The 14,904-nt window shown below is 43.8% G+C and carries 11 protein-coding genes; 2 read left to right on the forward strand and 9 right to left on the reverse strand.

What is annotated here, in order from left to right; genetic code table 11:
* Positions 1 to 105: 105 nt before the first annotated feature.
* The 6 genes from MINF_RS04050 to lptB all read right to left on the reverse strand — a co-directional run bounded on the left by MINF_RS04050 (position 106) and on the right by lptB (position 11,547).
* Positions 106 to 2,673 (reverse strand): DNA topoisomerase III, encoded by a 2,568-nt coding sequence (locus tag MINF_RS04050; protein ID WP_012463242.1) that lies wholly within the window; start codon positions 2,671 to 2,673, stop codon positions 106 to 108.
* Between the two features lie 121 nt (positions 2,674 to 2,794).
* Complete coding sequence (gene dprA, locus MINF_RS04055; protein ID WP_148205127.1) at positions 2,795 to 3,910, reverse strand: DNA-processing protein DprA; 1,116 nt, start codon at positions 3,908 to 3,910, stop codon at positions 2,795 to 2,797.
* Between the two features lie 19 nt (positions 3,911 to 3,929).
* Positions 3,930 to 5,006 (reverse strand): 3-dehydroquinate synthase, encoded by a 1,077-nt coding sequence (gene aroB, locus MINF_RS04060; protein WP_012463244.1) that lies wholly within the window; start codon positions 5,004 to 5,006, stop codon positions 3,930 to 3,932.
* Positions 5,003 to 8,482 carry a DNA polymerase III subunit alpha gene (locus MINF_RS04065; protein WP_012463245.1) on the reverse strand — a complete coding sequence of 1,160 codons (3,480 nt, stop codon included), beginning with the start codon at positions 8,480 to 8,482 and terminating at the stop codon, positions 5,003 to 5,005. Before MINF_RS04065 ends, aroB begins: the two co-directional genes overlap by 4 nt.
* Entirely contained in the window at positions 8,479 to 10,389 is a 1,911-nt protein-coding gene (locus tag MINF_RS04070) for an ATP-dependent helicase (protein ID WP_012463246.1), read from the reverse strand. Before MINF_RS04070 ends, MINF_RS04065 begins: the two co-directional genes overlap by 4 nt.
* Positions 10,390 to 10,581: 192 nt before the next feature.
* Positions 10,582 to 11,547 (reverse strand): LPS export ABC transporter ATP-binding protein, encoded by a 966-nt coding sequence (gene lptB / locus MINF_RS04075; protein WP_202943645.1) that lies wholly within the window; start codon positions 11,545 to 11,547, stop codon positions 10,582 to 10,584.
* Positions 11,548 to 11,682: 135 nt separating this feature from the next.
* On the opposite strand from lptB, the gene MINF_RS04080 reads away from it, so the two are divergent.
* Positions 11,683 to 12,483 carry a chlorite dismutase family protein gene (locus tag MINF_RS04080; RefSeq protein ID WP_012463251.1) on the forward strand — a complete coding sequence of 267 codons (801 nt, stop codon included), beginning with the start codon at positions 11,683 to 11,685 and terminating at the stop codon, positions 12,481 to 12,483.
* Positions 12,484 to 12,527: 44 nt separating this feature from the next.
* Positions 12,528 to 12,782, forward strand: a complete 255-nt coding sequence (locus tag MINF_RS04085) for a glutaredoxin family protein (protein ID WP_148205128.1) — start codon at positions 12,528 to 12,530, stop codon at positions 12,780 to 12,782.
* Between the two features lie 348 nt (positions 12,783 to 13,130).
* On the opposite strand, the gene def is transcribed toward MINF_RS04085, so the two are convergent.
* Genes def through MINF_RS04105 form a run of 3 tightly spaced genes read right to left on the reverse strand, consistent with a single transcriptional unit; the run spans position 13,131 to position 14,878 of the window.
* Positions 13,131 to 13,703: a peptide deformylase gene (def, locus tag MINF_RS04095; RefSeq protein ID WP_012463254.1), complete on the reverse strand. Its 573-nt coding sequence runs from the start codon at positions 13,701 to 13,703 to the stop codon at positions 13,131 to 13,133.
* 23 nt (positions 13,704 to 13,726) lie between these two features.
* On the reverse strand, positions 13,727 to 14,143 hold the full coding sequence (locus MINF_RS04100; RefSeq protein WP_012463255.1) for an ExbD/TolR family protein: 417 nt from the start codon (positions 14,141 to 14,143) through the stop codon (positions 13,727 to 13,729).
* 51 nt (positions 14,144 to 14,194) lie between these two features.
* Positions 14,195 to 14,878 (reverse strand): MotA/TolQ/ExbB proton channel family protein, encoded by a 684-nt coding sequence (locus tag MINF_RS04105; RefSeq protein ID WP_012463256.1) that lies wholly within the window; start codon positions 14,876 to 14,878, stop codon positions 14,195 to 14,197.
* Positions 14,879 to 14,904 lie beyond the last annotated feature (26 nt).

Consider the following 14,904-nt stretch of genomic DNA (forward strand, 5'->3'; position numbering starts at 1 on the left):
CCTCGAATTTGTTTTTGAATGTCCCCAAGAAATAAACAGGAAGAAAAAGTCGAAAGTTTCTTGAGGCCAAACCTTAAAGCTGAAGGTCATTTCTCCAGCCATTTTTTATGACTCTCCTTTCTTGGGTGTGGGCTGATTACTTGTTTTTTTTCTTTTAGGCTTTTTCTTGGCAGCTGTTTCTTTCTCTTTCTTTTCCTTTTGAGTGGAAGAAGAAGTCCTATTCTTGTTGTTTGCCCCGGCAGGGAATTCAAAGCCAAGCTTTCCTTTATCTTTTAAAACGAGATAGGCAGAAAAGTTTTTTTTCTTTTTTTTGGACCGGAAGTGGGTAAGCAAAGAAGTCTTTTTTTCAAGGAGAAGCTTTTTCATCTCTTCTCTTGAAATCTCCTGTTCTAAAATCTTTTTGTTTACTTTAAAAGGGCATTTGTGGCTGTTTTGATCGGAAAAATAATTCAAGCAGGCGTAGTATTCCTTGGCTTCGAGAACAGGGGAGTTGTCTATGGGGCAAGAACCAAGAGATTCCTCGGAAAGGATCTGTTTATCTTCTCCTTGGGATTCATCTTTTTCAAACTCGAAACGGAGGGTTCCCCTCTCATCTTCCAGTTTTAGGGTTGCCGTGAAGGGTTGACCTTTTTTGTTATAAAATCCTTTCAAGGGCCCGATCGTTCTTTGACTGATCAATTTTTCCAGTTCATCGGGAAATAACGGTCTACCCGCAATGTATTTATTAACATGAAAAGAGCCATCCGGGGCTTGATACTCGTAGAGAGTTTCTTCAATAGCTTTACCTTGGGGGGTAAACAAGGGAAGAGCCTTTTTCACGTTGGCGATTGATCCCAAGGCCTTGGCTTTATCCACGATTGAAGCCGTGAGTTGGTAGATCTCCTCCATGAATTTTTCCTGGGAATATTTCTCTTTTTCCATCATTTGAAGCTTAAATTCCCATTCCCCGGTGAGTTCTGCAGATCTTAGAGTTTGGATTTGGGCTGCAGAAAGCAGTTCTATAAGGGCAAAGGCCTTAGGAGTGGCAACCAGGGCCTTGCCGTCTTGCCTTCTTATGTAGCCATCTTCTATGAGTCCCTCGATAATTCCGGCTCTTGTTGCCGGCGTCCCTAACCCTTTCTTGGCCATCGCTTCTCTGAGTGTTTCATCCTCGACGAGCTTGCCTGCACTTTCCATGGCCGAAAGGAGTGTCGCTTCGGTAAAATGAGCAGGAGGTTTAGTTTCCTTGGCGATTTTTTCCATCGCCAGGTTAAGCACTTTTTCTCCCTGTTCTATGGGACAAAGGACGTCTTCTTCCGTGTTTTGGGCAGGATTGGAATCCCTGTACACTTTTAACCATCCTGCCGACTTGAGTATTTTGCCTTCAGTCCTAAAGCTTTCCTCTTCGACAACCGTTATCCTTTTGGTGATTTCCCACTGGGCTGGAGGATAAAAGGTGGCCAAGAATCTCCGGACGATTAATTGGTAGATTTTTTCCTCGTTAGCATTGAGGGTAGTCGGCTTGTGCGTCGTAGGAATGATGGCAAAATGATCGGAAACTTTCTGGTTATTGAAAATCTTGTTGGCGGGCTGAACCCAATTTTGGGAAAGAATTTCCCGGGCGAAAGTCTCGAAGGGACCATGGGAAAGGTTTTTCAGGACTTCCTTGACTCTAGGGACATAGTCCTCGGGGAGAAACTTCGAATCGGTTCGTGGATAGGTGATCAGTTTGTGATTTTCGTATAAGGATTGTACAATCTGCAAAGTTCTTTGAGCACTGAAACCAAAACGGTTGTTGGCTTCTCTTTGCAAGCTGGTCAGATCGTAGAGAAGGGGAGGGGATTGCTGGGAAACTTTTTTTTCTTCGGTGACTATCCCTTCTTTGTTCAAGCATTTTTCAATGATACTTTGGCATTGATCCTCATTTTCTATCCGTTCGGGATGGTTATCTTCTCCTTCATGTTGGGAATTCCTTGAGAACCACTTCGCCTTGTACTCTCCCTGCTTGGATCTAAAGGTGGCCAGGATTTCCCAGTATGGTTTTGGTTGGAAAGAGAGGATTTCTTTGTCTCTTTCGACAACGAGTGCCAGTGTTGGAGTTTGAACCCTCCCTACGGAAGTGAGTCTAAAGCCCTTGGAGTTGGAGTGAAGAGCTGTGAGGGCCCTTGTCCCATTGATCCCGATAAGCCAATCACTTTCAGACCTGGAGACCGCAGCACAAGCCAATCCTTCTACTTCTCTAAGCGGTCTTAAATTTTTAAAAGCCTCTATAATGGCATCCTTGGTCATGGATTGTAGCCAGAGTCTTTGGATAGGCTTATTGACTTGTGCAAAACGGATGAGATAGCGAAAAACCAGTTCTCCTTCTCTTCCAGCATCACAGGCATTGATAATAAGGTCGACGTCTTCTCTGTGGAGCAGTGAAAGGAGGAGATTGAGCCTGTCCTTGTGTTTTTGAATAGGTTTTAAAGAAAAGGAAGAAGGCAGTATGGGGAGGTTGGATAAAGACCACTGCCTATGACGGCTGTCCATTTCAGCGGGAAGACAGAGCTCGACGACGTGACCTACCGCCGAGCTGATGATCATCCGGTCATTTTCATAAATGTCTTTTCTTCCCTTAGGAAAACCTCCTAAGGCTTCGGCTATATCTTGAGCTACACTCGGTTTTTCAGCAATCACTAATGTTTTGCCCATGGAGAATTACACCATTATCATCTATGTTTATGCTACTGTTGATTGCAAAAGTATTTTTATCAAGTTGATCCATCGACCCCAAGGCCTCTGGCAATCTCGTGTTGATTTTTTTTTAAGTTTTCTAGATCTTGGCATAACGGTTTCCGGGAAGCTGTTGGACGATTTTTTTCATCTCTAAGCGAATGAGAAGGGGACAAAGCACAGAGACGGCCAAATCCGTTTTTTCTGCAAGTTCATCTAACGACATTTCTTGGTCATTTAAAGCTTCATAAACCAAACGCTCATCCTTGGAAAGCTCTATCGCTATTGGGGTTTGATCCTTTCTGTTCATCTTTTTTGAGTCAACTTTGACCTTGGGATGCAAGTAGTGGATTTCTTCTAGGATGTCCTGCAACTGGTCAACGAGCTTTGCCCCTTGTTTAATGAGCTGATTGGGGCCAAAGGAACAGGGATTATCGATTCTTCCGGGAACGGCAAAAACAAGCCTTCCTTGTTCAAGGGCCAGTTGAGCCGTCAAAAGAGCTCCACTTCCTTGAGCTGCTTCTACAATAACCACTCCGACAGACAGTCCGCTTATTATTCTATTTCTCAGCGGAAAAGTAAAACGGGTTGGAGCTGTTCCCATTGGAAATTCACTTATAAGAAGGCCTTGGGCCGATATTCTTTCTGAAAGTTCATAATTTTGCGCAGGATAACAGTGGTCGATACCCGATCCCAGGACAGCCCATGTGGTTCCATTGGCGGCAAGGGCTCCGAGATGGGCTTGGGTATCTATGCCTAGGGCAAAGCCGGAAATAACGGGAAACCCGGCATAGGCTATCTGGTAAGCCAGTTTTCTTGCCGTTTGTATTCCATAAGGGGTAGGATTTCTCGTCCCGACTAGAGCAATGGCATTTTGCCAATGTTTCGGAATTTTTCCTTTTATAAAAAGCAAGAGGGGAGGAGAGTCGATTTCCCGGAGTAAAGGAGGATAAAACTCCTCTTCATAACAAACGATATCGATTTGCTGCTTGAGACAAAGATTAATCTGCTGGTCGATCCAGGTTTTCTCTTCTGGCTTGAAGATTTTCTCGATCATTTTTGTGGGTAGCCCACATCGTTCAGATATGTTCCTTGGGGAAGACTGGAAAACATTTTCGATGTTTCCCAAGGCCTTGATCATTTTTAGGGCTGTTTTTGATCCTATGCTTGCTGCCTGTAAAAGCCGGAGGTATAATCGTATTTTTGATACGTCCATAAAGGCCGATAGTTCTAGGTTAGGCAAGAACCTCTTTCAAGATCCAATCGATATCCTCTTTTGTTATGTCCTTACTGGTTATAGGTAGGCCGATTTTTTGAAGAAGTATCCAACTGATTGTTCCCCTCTCTCTTTTTTTGTCCAATTGAAGGGCTTCGAGCACATCTTTTTTGGAGAGACCCCTGGCTTTGAGCGGAAGAGAATAGAGTTGTAAAATTTTTTTCAATCTTTGGGTGGATTCATCGGGGAAAGACAGCAGGCGGTTAGAAAGCAGGCAGCTGGCGTGCATCCCAATAGCTACGGCTTCTCCATGGAGGAGATCTTTGTAACCGTTGGCTGCCTCAAGAGCGTGACCAAGGGTATGACCAAAATTGAGAATAGCCCTTCGGCCGGTCTGTTCCCGTTCATCTTCGCCTACGACCTCCGCTTTTATCTCGACGCTCCTTTTTATGAGGTAGAGCAAGTCGGATTGCTCTTTTTTTTCAATTTCGTCCAGCAGCTTTTGATCGCTGATCATGCCATACTTGATGATTTCGGCCATGCCTGCACTGATGAGCCTAGGGGAAAGGGTAGCTAAAACTTCCGGATCGATCCATACTTCAAGAGGTTGATAGAAAGAACCGACGAGATTTTTCCCTTGGGGGAGATTGATTCCCGTTTTGCCCCCGATGGAACTATCAACCATGGACAGGAGGGTGGTGGGAACGAGAACATAAGATATACCTCTTAGAAAGATCGAAGCGGCGAATCCGGCTACATCCCCCAAGACACCTCCGCCTACGGCGATAATCGTACTTTTCCGATCGAGTTTCATTTCGGCTAGGGCCGTAACGATTGTTTCAAGAGTTTTGAAGCTTTTTGAGCCCTCTCCAGAGGGTATAGCTAAAGCTTGGGGTTCGAAATCATGGGCTTTTAAAGAATCGATCAGTGTCGTGGCGTAAGTTTCAACGGCTTGATCAAACAAAAGAGCTATTTTTTTTTCTAGCTTGAGTTGTCGGGCAAGACTTCCGCCTTCCTGCAATAATCCTTTGCCTATACGTACAAAGTAATTTCTGCTTGGTGTAGAAACTTTTATGTTCATTCTTGCAGCGTTCATGATGAGCGTTCGTTTTTTCTCCTCGAGTAGGAGTTGTATTGTGGTTTCTTTAATTCCAGGTTTATCGATCCGGGGGTAAACAGGGAGAAAAGCTTTTCCATAAAAGGAATGGAAAGCTTGACAAAAAATTCTCTACCCACTTCGATGTTGCAAATGATCCCCTCGTTTTTAACGTAGCGAAAAACGACAGGGATGTCGCCACGGTTTTCCAGGAAAAGCTCGTAGAGTTTTTTCCATGGATCAGCTCCCCCCTGTCCTTCTTTTACGGTTATAACAAGAGATGTCGGTAAGCTTTGCAGGGCTTCTTCAATGGTGTAAAGATGTTCAGATCGGATCGAAACCGCATTTTCCCTACAGCTGAGTTGTCCATCCACGACAAAGGCTGTTGTTGTCCAGTGATCGATCAAGGAACTCGACAGATTATCCTTAAAAAGGATGACTTCGATGTGACCCGTTTGGTCTTCGAGAATCAGTTTAAAATACGGCTTTTTGGATTTCTGGGATGTTTTCTTTTCAATATGGGTGATCATCCCGGGGACATAAAGCCGGCTATTATCGGCAAGCTCTTTTAAGGAGGAGATAGGCTCGTTTTGAAAAAGCCTTATCCACGACATCCATTCATCCAAGGGATGACTGCTGAGGTAAGTTCCTAAGAGTTCTTTTTCCCAGTGAAGACGGATGTTCAATGGGTAGTCTTCACCTTTTGCGCTGGACTGCCGATCGGTAGGATCAATGAAATTATGCTCTTCAAAAAGGTTTTGTTGACCGCTTAATCTTTCCTTTGAGGTTATGCTTCCTGCGGATAAAGCTGCAGGCAAACTCTCTAACAATTCCTTTCGACTTCTCCCGAGGCTGTCACAAGCCCCCGACTTAATTAAACTCTCTAGGATTTTTTTGTTTAAAGTTCGACCGCTTATCCTTAAGCATAAATCAAAGAGAGAATGGTAGGAGCCCCTTTTTTTCCTCGATTCAACTATGGCCTCAGCGGCTGCTTCTCCGACATTTTTGATAGCCGATAGTCCCCACCGGATGGAGCCGCCTTCGACCGAAAAACGGACTTCACTTTTGGAAATATCCGGAGGCAATACCCCGATGCCCATTCTCCGGCATTCGGATACAAGCAGTTCTATTTTTTCCGTGTCCCCGGATTCATAGGAAAGAAGTGTACACAGGTAAAAAACCGGGTAATTGGCTTTTAAATAGGCGGTAACATAAGCAAGATAGCCGTAACAGGCGCTATGGGCTTTATTAAAACCGTAGCCAGCAAACTTTTCTAGGGTTTCAAAAATCTGAATCGCTTTTTCTTCGGGAATATTGTTTTTTTCCTTGCAACCTTTGATAAACTGGTCCCTTTGCTTGCGCATCTCTTCAGGCTTTTTCTTCCCCATAGCTCTCCTGAGCAGGTCGGATTCTCCCAGGGAATACCCTGCAAGAACGTTGGCTGCTTGCATAACCTGTTCTTGGTAAATCATCACCCCGTACGTATCTTTGAGAATGGGTTCTAGAAGAGGATGATCATAGGTAATGGGCACTTTTCCTAGTTTCCTATCCGCATAGGCCGGGATGTTTTCCATTGGTCCCGGTCTGTAAAGGGCTACTAAAGCGATAATGTCTTCAATGTTCCCGGGCTTGAGCTTTTTGACGAGCTCCACCATGCCCGAAGATTCCAGTTGAAATACTCCAATGGTTTGTCCTCGCCCCAAAAGCTCGTAAGTGTTCTTGTCATCAAGGGGAAATTGTTTGGGATCGAGAAGTATATTTTCTTTTTCTTTTATCAAGGCTAAACATTCAGAAATAACGGTCAGGGTTTTGAGTCCCAAAAAATCCATTTTGAGTAGCCCTATTTCGGCAATAGGTTCCATGGACCACTGGGTTACGATCTCGTTATGTTCACCCCGGGACAGGGGAATGAAATCAAGCAGGTCTCCTTCTGAAATCACGACTCCGGCAGCATGAACTCCGGCTTGTCTTGTTAACCCTTCAAGCTTGGTAGCTATGGTCAGAACTTCCCTGCTTTGAGGATCGTTTTCCCAAAGTTGATCGAGCTGTGGATTCAGTTCTCTTGCTCTCTCCAAGGTCAATTGAGGATCAGGAGGGATCATTTTGGCTATCCGATCGGCTTCTTGGTAACTCATCCCAAGAACTCGGGCTACATCCCTGACAGCCATTTTTGCCCCCAGTGTGCCAAAGGTGATGATTTGGGCCACGGAACGCTCTCCATATTTTTTCCTTACATAATCGATGACCTGCGATCTTCGGTTATAACAAAAGTCAATATCGATATCCGGGGGAGAAACTCTTTGAGGATTTAAGAATCTTTCGAAAACCAAGCCATATTTGATTGGATCAATATCGGTTATTCCTAGAACATAGGCGGTTAGACTCCCTGCAGCACTCCCTCTACCTGGACCGACGGGTATGCCTTCTTTTTTTGCATAATGGATGAAATCCCAAACGATGAGGAAATAACTCGAAAAACCCGTTTGCTCGATGACAGAAAGCTCGTATTCCAACCTTTCTTTTATCTGCTCACTGATATTGTCGTACCTTTTCTGGAGACCTTCATAACAGAGCGTTCTTAAATATTCTCCGTGGGTTTTATAAGGAGATGGAAGGGTATAAGAAGGAAAATGGTTTTTGCCCAGTTCTATAGTTACATCACAGAGGCGGGCGATATTCGCGGTATTTTCCACAGCTTGAGGAAATTCATTGAACAACTCGGCCATTTGTTGAGGAGTCTTGAAGTAAAACTCGGGGCATGGATACTTTTTTCTCTTGGGATCATGGATTTGGCTTGCCGTCCCTATGCAGAGTAAAACGTCGTGAAACTGGGCATCCTCTTGTTCTACGTAATGAACGTCGTTGGTGGCCACCAAAGGCAGGCCAAGACTTTGGGCGAAATCGGCAAGCACCTCTCTTATTTCTTTTTCTTCCTTTAGGCCGTGATTTTGTATTTCAAGATAAAAACAGTTGGGATCAAATAACCGGCTCAGTTCTTCGGCCAATTTCTTTGCTCCCTTCAGATCTCCTTCAAGTATTTTTTGGGGAATCTCTCCGTTCATGCATCCGCTTGTGCCGATTAACCCGGCCTTGTGTTCTTTGAGCAGTTCAAGGTCTATTCTAGGCTTGTAATAAAATCCCTCTAGGTGAGCTTTGGAGATGAGCTTCAAAAGGTTCTTATAACCTTGGTTGTTTTTGGCGAGCAGGGTCATGTGATAGATGTGGGACCTGCTTCCTTTCCTGTCAAACCGGCTTCCCGATGTGATATAAGCCTCGCATCCGATAATGGGCTTGATGTTTTGACTCACACAAGCCTTGTAAAAATCAATTGTTCCATAAAGATTGCCGTGATCGGTCAGGGCCACGGCAGGCATGCCCAGCTGTTTGGCTTTACTGACAACGTCTTTAATCCGCGCTGATGCGTCAAGAAGACTGTATTCAGAATGGAGATGGAGATGAACAAAGTTGCCGTTCATGAGTATCTATCGAATTTTGTTTTAATGACAAGATGCTTGGGAAGTTCCTCAAGAAAACGGGATGGGAAGTAAGTCGACTGGCGGTTGTTGAAAGACCTCCTTGCAGGGTAGCAAAGAAAGAGTCGATCTTTTGCCCGGGTAGCGGCAACGTAAAACAATCTTCTTTCTTCTTCGAGCAGGGTGGGATGGTTTAAAGAATAATTGGAAGGGAAGAGCCCTTCACAGAGCATGATTATAAATACGACTTTCCATTCCAAACCCTTAGCCTGGTGAATGGTACTGAGCCGTACTCCTCCCCGTTGCTCCTGGACCGTATCTACGCCTGTAAGTAAAGAAATTTGCGCAAGGAAATCTTCTGTCGAATTATACAAGGAGGCAAAATTGATGAGTTCTTCGATATCTTCGAGCCTCCTTTGATAGCATTCGTAAAGCATTTTTAAATGATCGGCATAAACTCCGTGAAGGATTCTTTCAAGTTGCTTGGAAGGTTGATGGGCATATCCTGGAGAAGAAAGTTCCTTATGGATATCGAGCCAACTCATCCAGGATTTTTCCGCTGCCTTGGGCGGACGAAGCTTTTCTATTGACCCTGAAGAAGCAAGGTATTCAGCCCATAATTGGGATAGGGTTTTGGGGCCGATCCCGTTAAACATTTTGACAATTCTCTTGAAGGCAGTTTCATCGTAGGGGTTGATGAAAAAACGCAAGAAAGCACAGATATCCTTGATATGGGCTTGTTCGAAGAAGCGGATGCCGCTGGTAATTTCGAACGGGATTTTTCTTCGGGTCAGTTCAAGTTGCATTTCTAGGGCATGGAAATGGGCCCTATAAAGGATAGCCATTTCCTTGGCTTCTATCCCCTGCTTTCTGAAATCTTCGATGAATTCGGCAATAACTTGAGATTGGACGGCAGTTGAATAGCAGAGGAGGAGCTGGGGTTTGATTTCTTGAAGGCTTTTCCTTGCGGCTCTTAATTCCTTGGGAAACTGAAATTGATTTCCTTCGATTGCTGCATTAGCTAGAGCTAAAATCTCGGGCGTGCTCCGGTAGTTTGTCTTTATGTTTATGACTACTGTTGAAGGATATCTCTTTGGAAAGTTAAGCATGTTTTCAATTTCCGCTCCTCTCCATGAATAGATACTTTGGGCATCATCACCCACTACCATGACCCGCTGAGAACTCTGGCCGAGCAGGTCGATAAAATCTGCTTGGATGCGGCTTGTGTCCTGGTATTCGTCGACGAGAATATATTCGAAATAGCTTTGATAAAACTTAAGGATGTTCTCTTTTTCTTGAAAAAGTTTTACCGTGTAAAATAAAAGATCATCATAATCAAAAACCAGTAATTTTTTTTTACGTTCCCTGTAAAAATACTCTAGTTTGGTTATTTCGTCGCTGAAGATGGCAAGATGAGAAAATGATTCTTCAAGGGTTTTCCAAATGGGCTTTACTTTGTTTACGACGAGAGAAAAGACTTCTAGTAAAGCTTCGGGGGAGGGGAAAAGCTTGTTGCCCCTTTTAAGATTGAGCTCTTCGATACACCCTGTAAGCAGCTGGATCGAATCCTCTCGATCGATGATTGTAAAATTTTGCTCAAAGCCGATCGTTTTTGCATGGTTTCTTAAAATTTTATGGCAAAGATGATGAAAAGTCCCTCCCCAAATCTGAGAGGTATCCGTATTGACCAATCGATCTACGCGGTTGAGCATCTCCCGGGCGGCCTTGTTGGTGAAGGTAGCCAAAAGTATGCGTCCGGGGTTAATGCCTTTTTCAATAAGGTATGCAACGCGGTAGGTCAAAGTGCGCGTTTTACCGCTACCCGCTCCGGCGATAACAAGGATTGGTCCCAAGGGGGCGGTCACGGCCTTTTTTTGTTCTTCGTTGAGCTCTACTTCGTAACGGTTCATTGTCGTTTCTTTGGGATGGCTGATTTTATAAAATAAAATATTTCCGTGGAATATGCTTGCAGAAAATCTTCAACGTCATTTTTCAAATGCGTCTTTAGCTGTTCAAGCCAAGTTTTTTAGAGACAAGACAAAACTCTGGATCAATGCGAAGGGGAGTCTTTTTTAAGCTGAACAAAGCTCTTCACAAAGAGCTTACATGCTGAATCGAGGACCTAAGTAAAGCTCCCGGGTTACAGGGTCGTTGATTAAAAATTCGCTTGTACCATGGCTCATGACTTTACCTTCATAAATGAGATAGGCCCGGTCAACGATGGAAAGGGTTTCTCTGACGTTATGATCCGTTATGAGCACGCTTACTCCCCTTTCTTTTAAACTCAGAACAAGTTGTTGGAGATCGTAAACGGCCAAAGGATCGACCCCGCTAAAAGGTTCGTCCAAGAGCAGGATTGATGGAGAAGTGGTTAAAGCCCTTGCGATGGACAGCCTTCTTTTTTCTCCACCGCTTAAAGACATGGCCAAGGTTTTTTTTACTTTTTCCAACCCGAAATCATGAATGAGGGTTTCGAGCCGCCGCAATCTTTCTTCTTTAGAAATATCAAGAAATTCGAGAATAGCCATGAGGTTTTCTTCAACCGTGAGTTTTCTAAACACCGAATCTTCTTGGGGCAGATAGCCAAGTCCTTTCCGGGCCCTTTTATACATAGGCATGGTTGTCACATCCTCGTTGTCGAGATACACTTTTCCCTTGGTGGGCATAACAAGACCGACGAGCATGTAAAAGGTGGTCGTTTTCCCCGCCCCGTTTGGCCCTAGGAGTCCAACGATTTCTCCTCTATTCACTACCAGGTCTATACCGTTGACCACTTTTCTTCCTCCATATTCCTTAACCAGTTGGATAGACCTGATGAGGGCTTCTTTAGTCGGCTCTTTTGGAGGGGGGCCCTTTGAAATGAGTTGTTTTGTAGAAGATGGGGAAGGGAGTTGAAAAGAGGGGGAAGAAGAGGAGGAGAAAGAACGGGCGGGGAGTTGTGTTTTTTGTTTGAAGTTTTTCAACGCCTCGCTTAGGGAAGAACGAGAAGGACCTGGGTCGGTTTCCCTCCCGTTTTTCCCCGAGAATTCACTTGAAGAAGAGCCCCCGCCATTAAATTTTGTATTCATTTTAGGCTTTATTTACCCGTTGGCACTTATTAAATAATACTTTTTGAAAACATTTTTTGCTCAAAAATAGTCTTTGTTCAATAAAAGTAATACAATTTATCTTTTTTAATCGAAAATATTAAAGGAGTATTTTAAATGGAAATGATAAAGCCCAAAGAAGGTCTTTTTGTCGTCCATCTTTTTTTTGCTGTTGATCATTGGAAAAGGAAAGACCGATCTGATGACGTCCATTTCAAAAAGGAAGTGAATTTTCTTGTCGATCATATTAGAAACGAGCCGGGGTTCCAAATCGCTACCTTATGCATGCTTTGTCGTTGCGACATCGGTTTTATGATCTTAGGCCCAGAATTGCACCAGTTGCAGGGATTTGAAAAGGAGCTGGTAAGAAAATTCAGCAGGGAGGGATGGAACCTTCATTTTTCTTTTTTTTCTATGACCGAGAAATCCGAGTACACCACGACAAAGGAGGAATTTGAACAGGAATTGATCTCCGCAGGGATAGGTCCTGAAAGCGTAGAATTTAAAGAAAAGATGAGTTCGTTTGAGAAAAACAGGGAATACTACACGACCGTTAGGCTCTACCCGACATTACCCGATTACCCCTTTTTTTCTTTTTATCCTATGAGAAAAAAAAGAGAAAGCGGCCAGAATTGGTATGCTCTCGGATTTAAAGAAAGAAAAGAGTTGATGAAAGGGCATGCGGCGGTGGGCAGAAGATATAGTGGAAAAGTTGTCCAGTATATTTCAGGTTCTACAGGGTTGGATGATTGGGAATGGGCTGTGAGCTTATATGCGAAAGACCCCTATGATATTAAATCAATCGTTTACGAAATGCGGTTTGATCCTGTAAGTGCTCATTTTGCCGAATTTGGTCCTTTTTATTGCGGGTTGCAGCTTCCTTTGAACAAGGCATTGGAAAGAGTCCTCGGTGCCTAGGGGAAAGATAGCCGCTAACCAGAAGCAAATAGATCTTGGAGCTTGTGAGCGAACAAAAAGTCATTCTCTACGTTAAAGAAGGCTGTCCTTGGTGTGAAGAGGCCGAAGAACTCTTAAGGCAACTTCACATATCCTATGAACGCATCGACGTATTAAAGGATAGGGCGGCTTACCAAAGAATGAAAAAGATTTCCGGACAATCCCGAGCCCCGACCATGGAGTGGGGGAATGAAATTTTAGCGGATTTTGGGGGTAAAGAACTTTTAGAATTTTTAAAGAGAAAAAAACTTCTCCTTTAAAAACGATAAGGGAGATCGGCTTTAAGGAGTTACAGCTATCACCCGACCCAAACCGTGGTGTGCCGATCTTATTTTTAGCCGGGATGCAACAAGGTTTTTGCCTTGAGTTTTTCTTTTCCTCGTTAAGGGATCCCCATCTTGGACAACTCGACTTTTTCCGGGGCTACCCAAGATTAATGGACTTTTGTAGAGGCGAGCAAAAAAAGGAGCCTTTAGAATAGGGTTCATTTGAACAATCGATCGATAAAAGAGAAAATCAAAAAGCTTGCTGTTGTCCAAGGAACTTCACGATAAGGGGAAAAGAGAAATAACCCCCCTTGAGTTTAGCCCGCCAGGAAAAAGTAAAGGCTAATCCGTTTCTTTAACAGAAAGAATGGCTTCTCCTCGCTTGATTTTTTCAAGTTCTTCTTTGATCGCTTTTTTCTGTTCGGCAGAAAGGTAATCGATGAAAAGCTTTCCTTGCAGATGATCAAATTCATGCTGGATGGCAACGGAAAGAAAACCTCCCGCTTCGAAATACCAGGGACGGCCCTCCAAGTCAAAGGTTTTGACCTTTACCCGCTTTGAACGCGGCACATCTATTCTTAGGCCGGGGAAACTTAAACATCCTTCGTTGCTTATTTCTTTGGATTGAGTATAACTCAAGGTCGGATTGATGAGAAAAAGGGGCATGTGTTCTTCCACCATAGCGGGTTTACCCCCGATAAGCAGGGATGAGGATAGCTTAGAACCACTCACATCGATTACGGCTAATTGAAGGTTTAGCCCGACTTGTTGGGCGGCTAAACCCACTCCTTTGTAGTAGGCCATTGTTTCAAGCATGTCTTGGACCAGCCGTTTTAACCGGTCATCGAAAGAATCTATAGGCATCCCTTTTTTTCTGAGGATGGGGTTATCGTAAAGAACCAACTTTAATATCATAAAAGCTAAAGATAGGATTGCGTTTAAGGTTTTTTGTCTTCTTCTGCTGTAAATGTAGGTAAGTTTGGTATTCCTGCAAATTTTACCGCATCCATAACCTGGATGATGATTTCAAAGGGAGCATTTTTACTCGCCTTTAAAGCAATCTTAGTATCGGGGTTTTCCGATATTGTTTTCTTTAAAATCTCTCCAAGCTTATCGGGTTCTACCGGGTTGTTGTCTAGGAAGATCTTTTTATCTTCCGTAACGAAAATAATTTTTGGAAGATCCGACCGGATGGGCTTTGAACGGACGGACTTGGGGAGCTCTATTTTTACTGCAGGCTCTTCTCTTTGGAACGTGGTGGTGACTACAAAAAAGAGCAAGACTATAGAGAGGATATCAATTAGAGAAACAAGATTAATTAAGGGCCTTCGATTGCTTTTAGGCTTAAATTCCATAACAGTTGGCTTTCTTCAAGGCTTTAGAAGAGGCAATCTTTTAATCGTGGACTAATAGTTAACATCTTCCGGAGCCGGGGCTTCAGTATAAATTTTGGCAAGAAACTCTGAACAGAGAGTTTCCATTTCAACCGCGTAAGCTTCTACCTTTCGCGTAAAAAGACTATGAGCGATGAGACAGGGGACGGCTATGCCCAGGCCCGCAAAGGTGGTATGAAGGGCTTCGGAGATCCCGTGAGCTATCGCTGCCCCTTGGGTGGCCATCCCATGAACTCCCACGTTGCCGAAGATGGTAATGAGTCCAGAGAGTGTTCCGAGCAAGCCGAGCAGTGGGCCGATGCCTACAATAATTTCAAGAATGACTAACCCCTTTTCCAGTTGGGCTATTTCGGCACGTGCCTTTACTTGCAAAGCTTCTGAATTTTCATATTTTGACCAAGACATGTTTTGAAGACAGAGATAAACGAGCCGACTCAAGGGAGACTTCTGATCCTGGCAGAGTTTTTCAATAGGTTCAGGATTTTCCCCCCAACCCAATTCTTCAATGGCCTTCACCAGTTTTTTGGGGATAATTTTAGACCTTCTTAAAGAAAAGGACCTTTCCAGGATAATGGCCAGGCCCACAATAGAACAAAGAATAACCGGATAGATGAATAAACCACTGCCTTCTACAAAGTTCTTTATCGCAAAATATGAAGGAAGCTGGTTCCAGTTGATACTAGCAAGGGTAACCATAGTGCCTATCCTTATACTGACTTAAT

It is taken from the genome of Methylacidiphilum infernorum V4 (genome assembly GCF_000019665.1).
In the GTDB taxonomy this organism is placed as follows: Bacteria; Verrucomicrobiota; Verrucomicrobiia; order Methylacidiphilales; family Methylacidiphilaceae; genus Methylacidiphilum; species Methylacidiphilum infernorum.

Excerpts from the sequence above, each read along its gene's own strand:
- MINF_RS04100 (WP_012463255.1), bottom strand. The coding sequence starts at position 14,143 with ATGGAATTTAAGCCTAAAAGCAATCGAAGGCCCTTAATTAATCTTGTT.
- lptB (WP_202943645.1), bottom strand. The coding sequence starts at position 11,547 with ATGAATACAAAATTTAATGGCGGGGGCTCTTCTTCAAGTGAATTCTCG.
- aroB (WP_012463244.1), bottom strand. The coding sequence starts at position 5,006 with ATGAACGCTGCAAGAATGAACATAAAAGTTTCTACACCAAGCAGAAAT.
- MINF_RS04080 (WP_012463251.1), top strand. The coding sequence starts at position 11,683 with ATGGAAATGATAAAGCCCAAAGAAGGTCTTTTTGTCGTCCATCTTTTT.
- MINF_RS04050 (WP_012463242.1), bottom strand. The coding sequence starts at position 2,673 with ATGGGCAAAACATTAGTGATTGCTGAAAAACCGAGTGTAGCTCAAGAT.
- MINF_RS04065 (WP_012463245.1), bottom strand. The coding sequence starts at position 8,482 with ATGAACGGCAACTTTGTTCATCTCCATCTCCATTCTGAATACAGTCTT.
- MINF_RS04070 (WP_012463246.1), bottom strand. The coding sequence starts at position 10,389 with ATGAACCGTTACGAAGTAGAGCTCAACGAAGAACAAAAAAAGGCCGTG.
- dprA (WP_148205127.1), bottom strand. The coding sequence starts at position 3,910 with ATGGACGTATCAAAAATACGATTATACCTCCGGCTTTTACAGGCAGCA.
- def (WP_012463254.1), bottom strand. The coding sequence starts at position 13,703 with ATGATATTAAAGTTGGTTCTTTACGATAACCCCATCCTCAGAAAAAAA.
- MINF_RS04105 (WP_012463256.1), bottom strand. The coding sequence starts at position 14,878 with ATGGTTACCCTTGCTAGTATCAACTGGAACCAGCTTCCTTCATATTTT.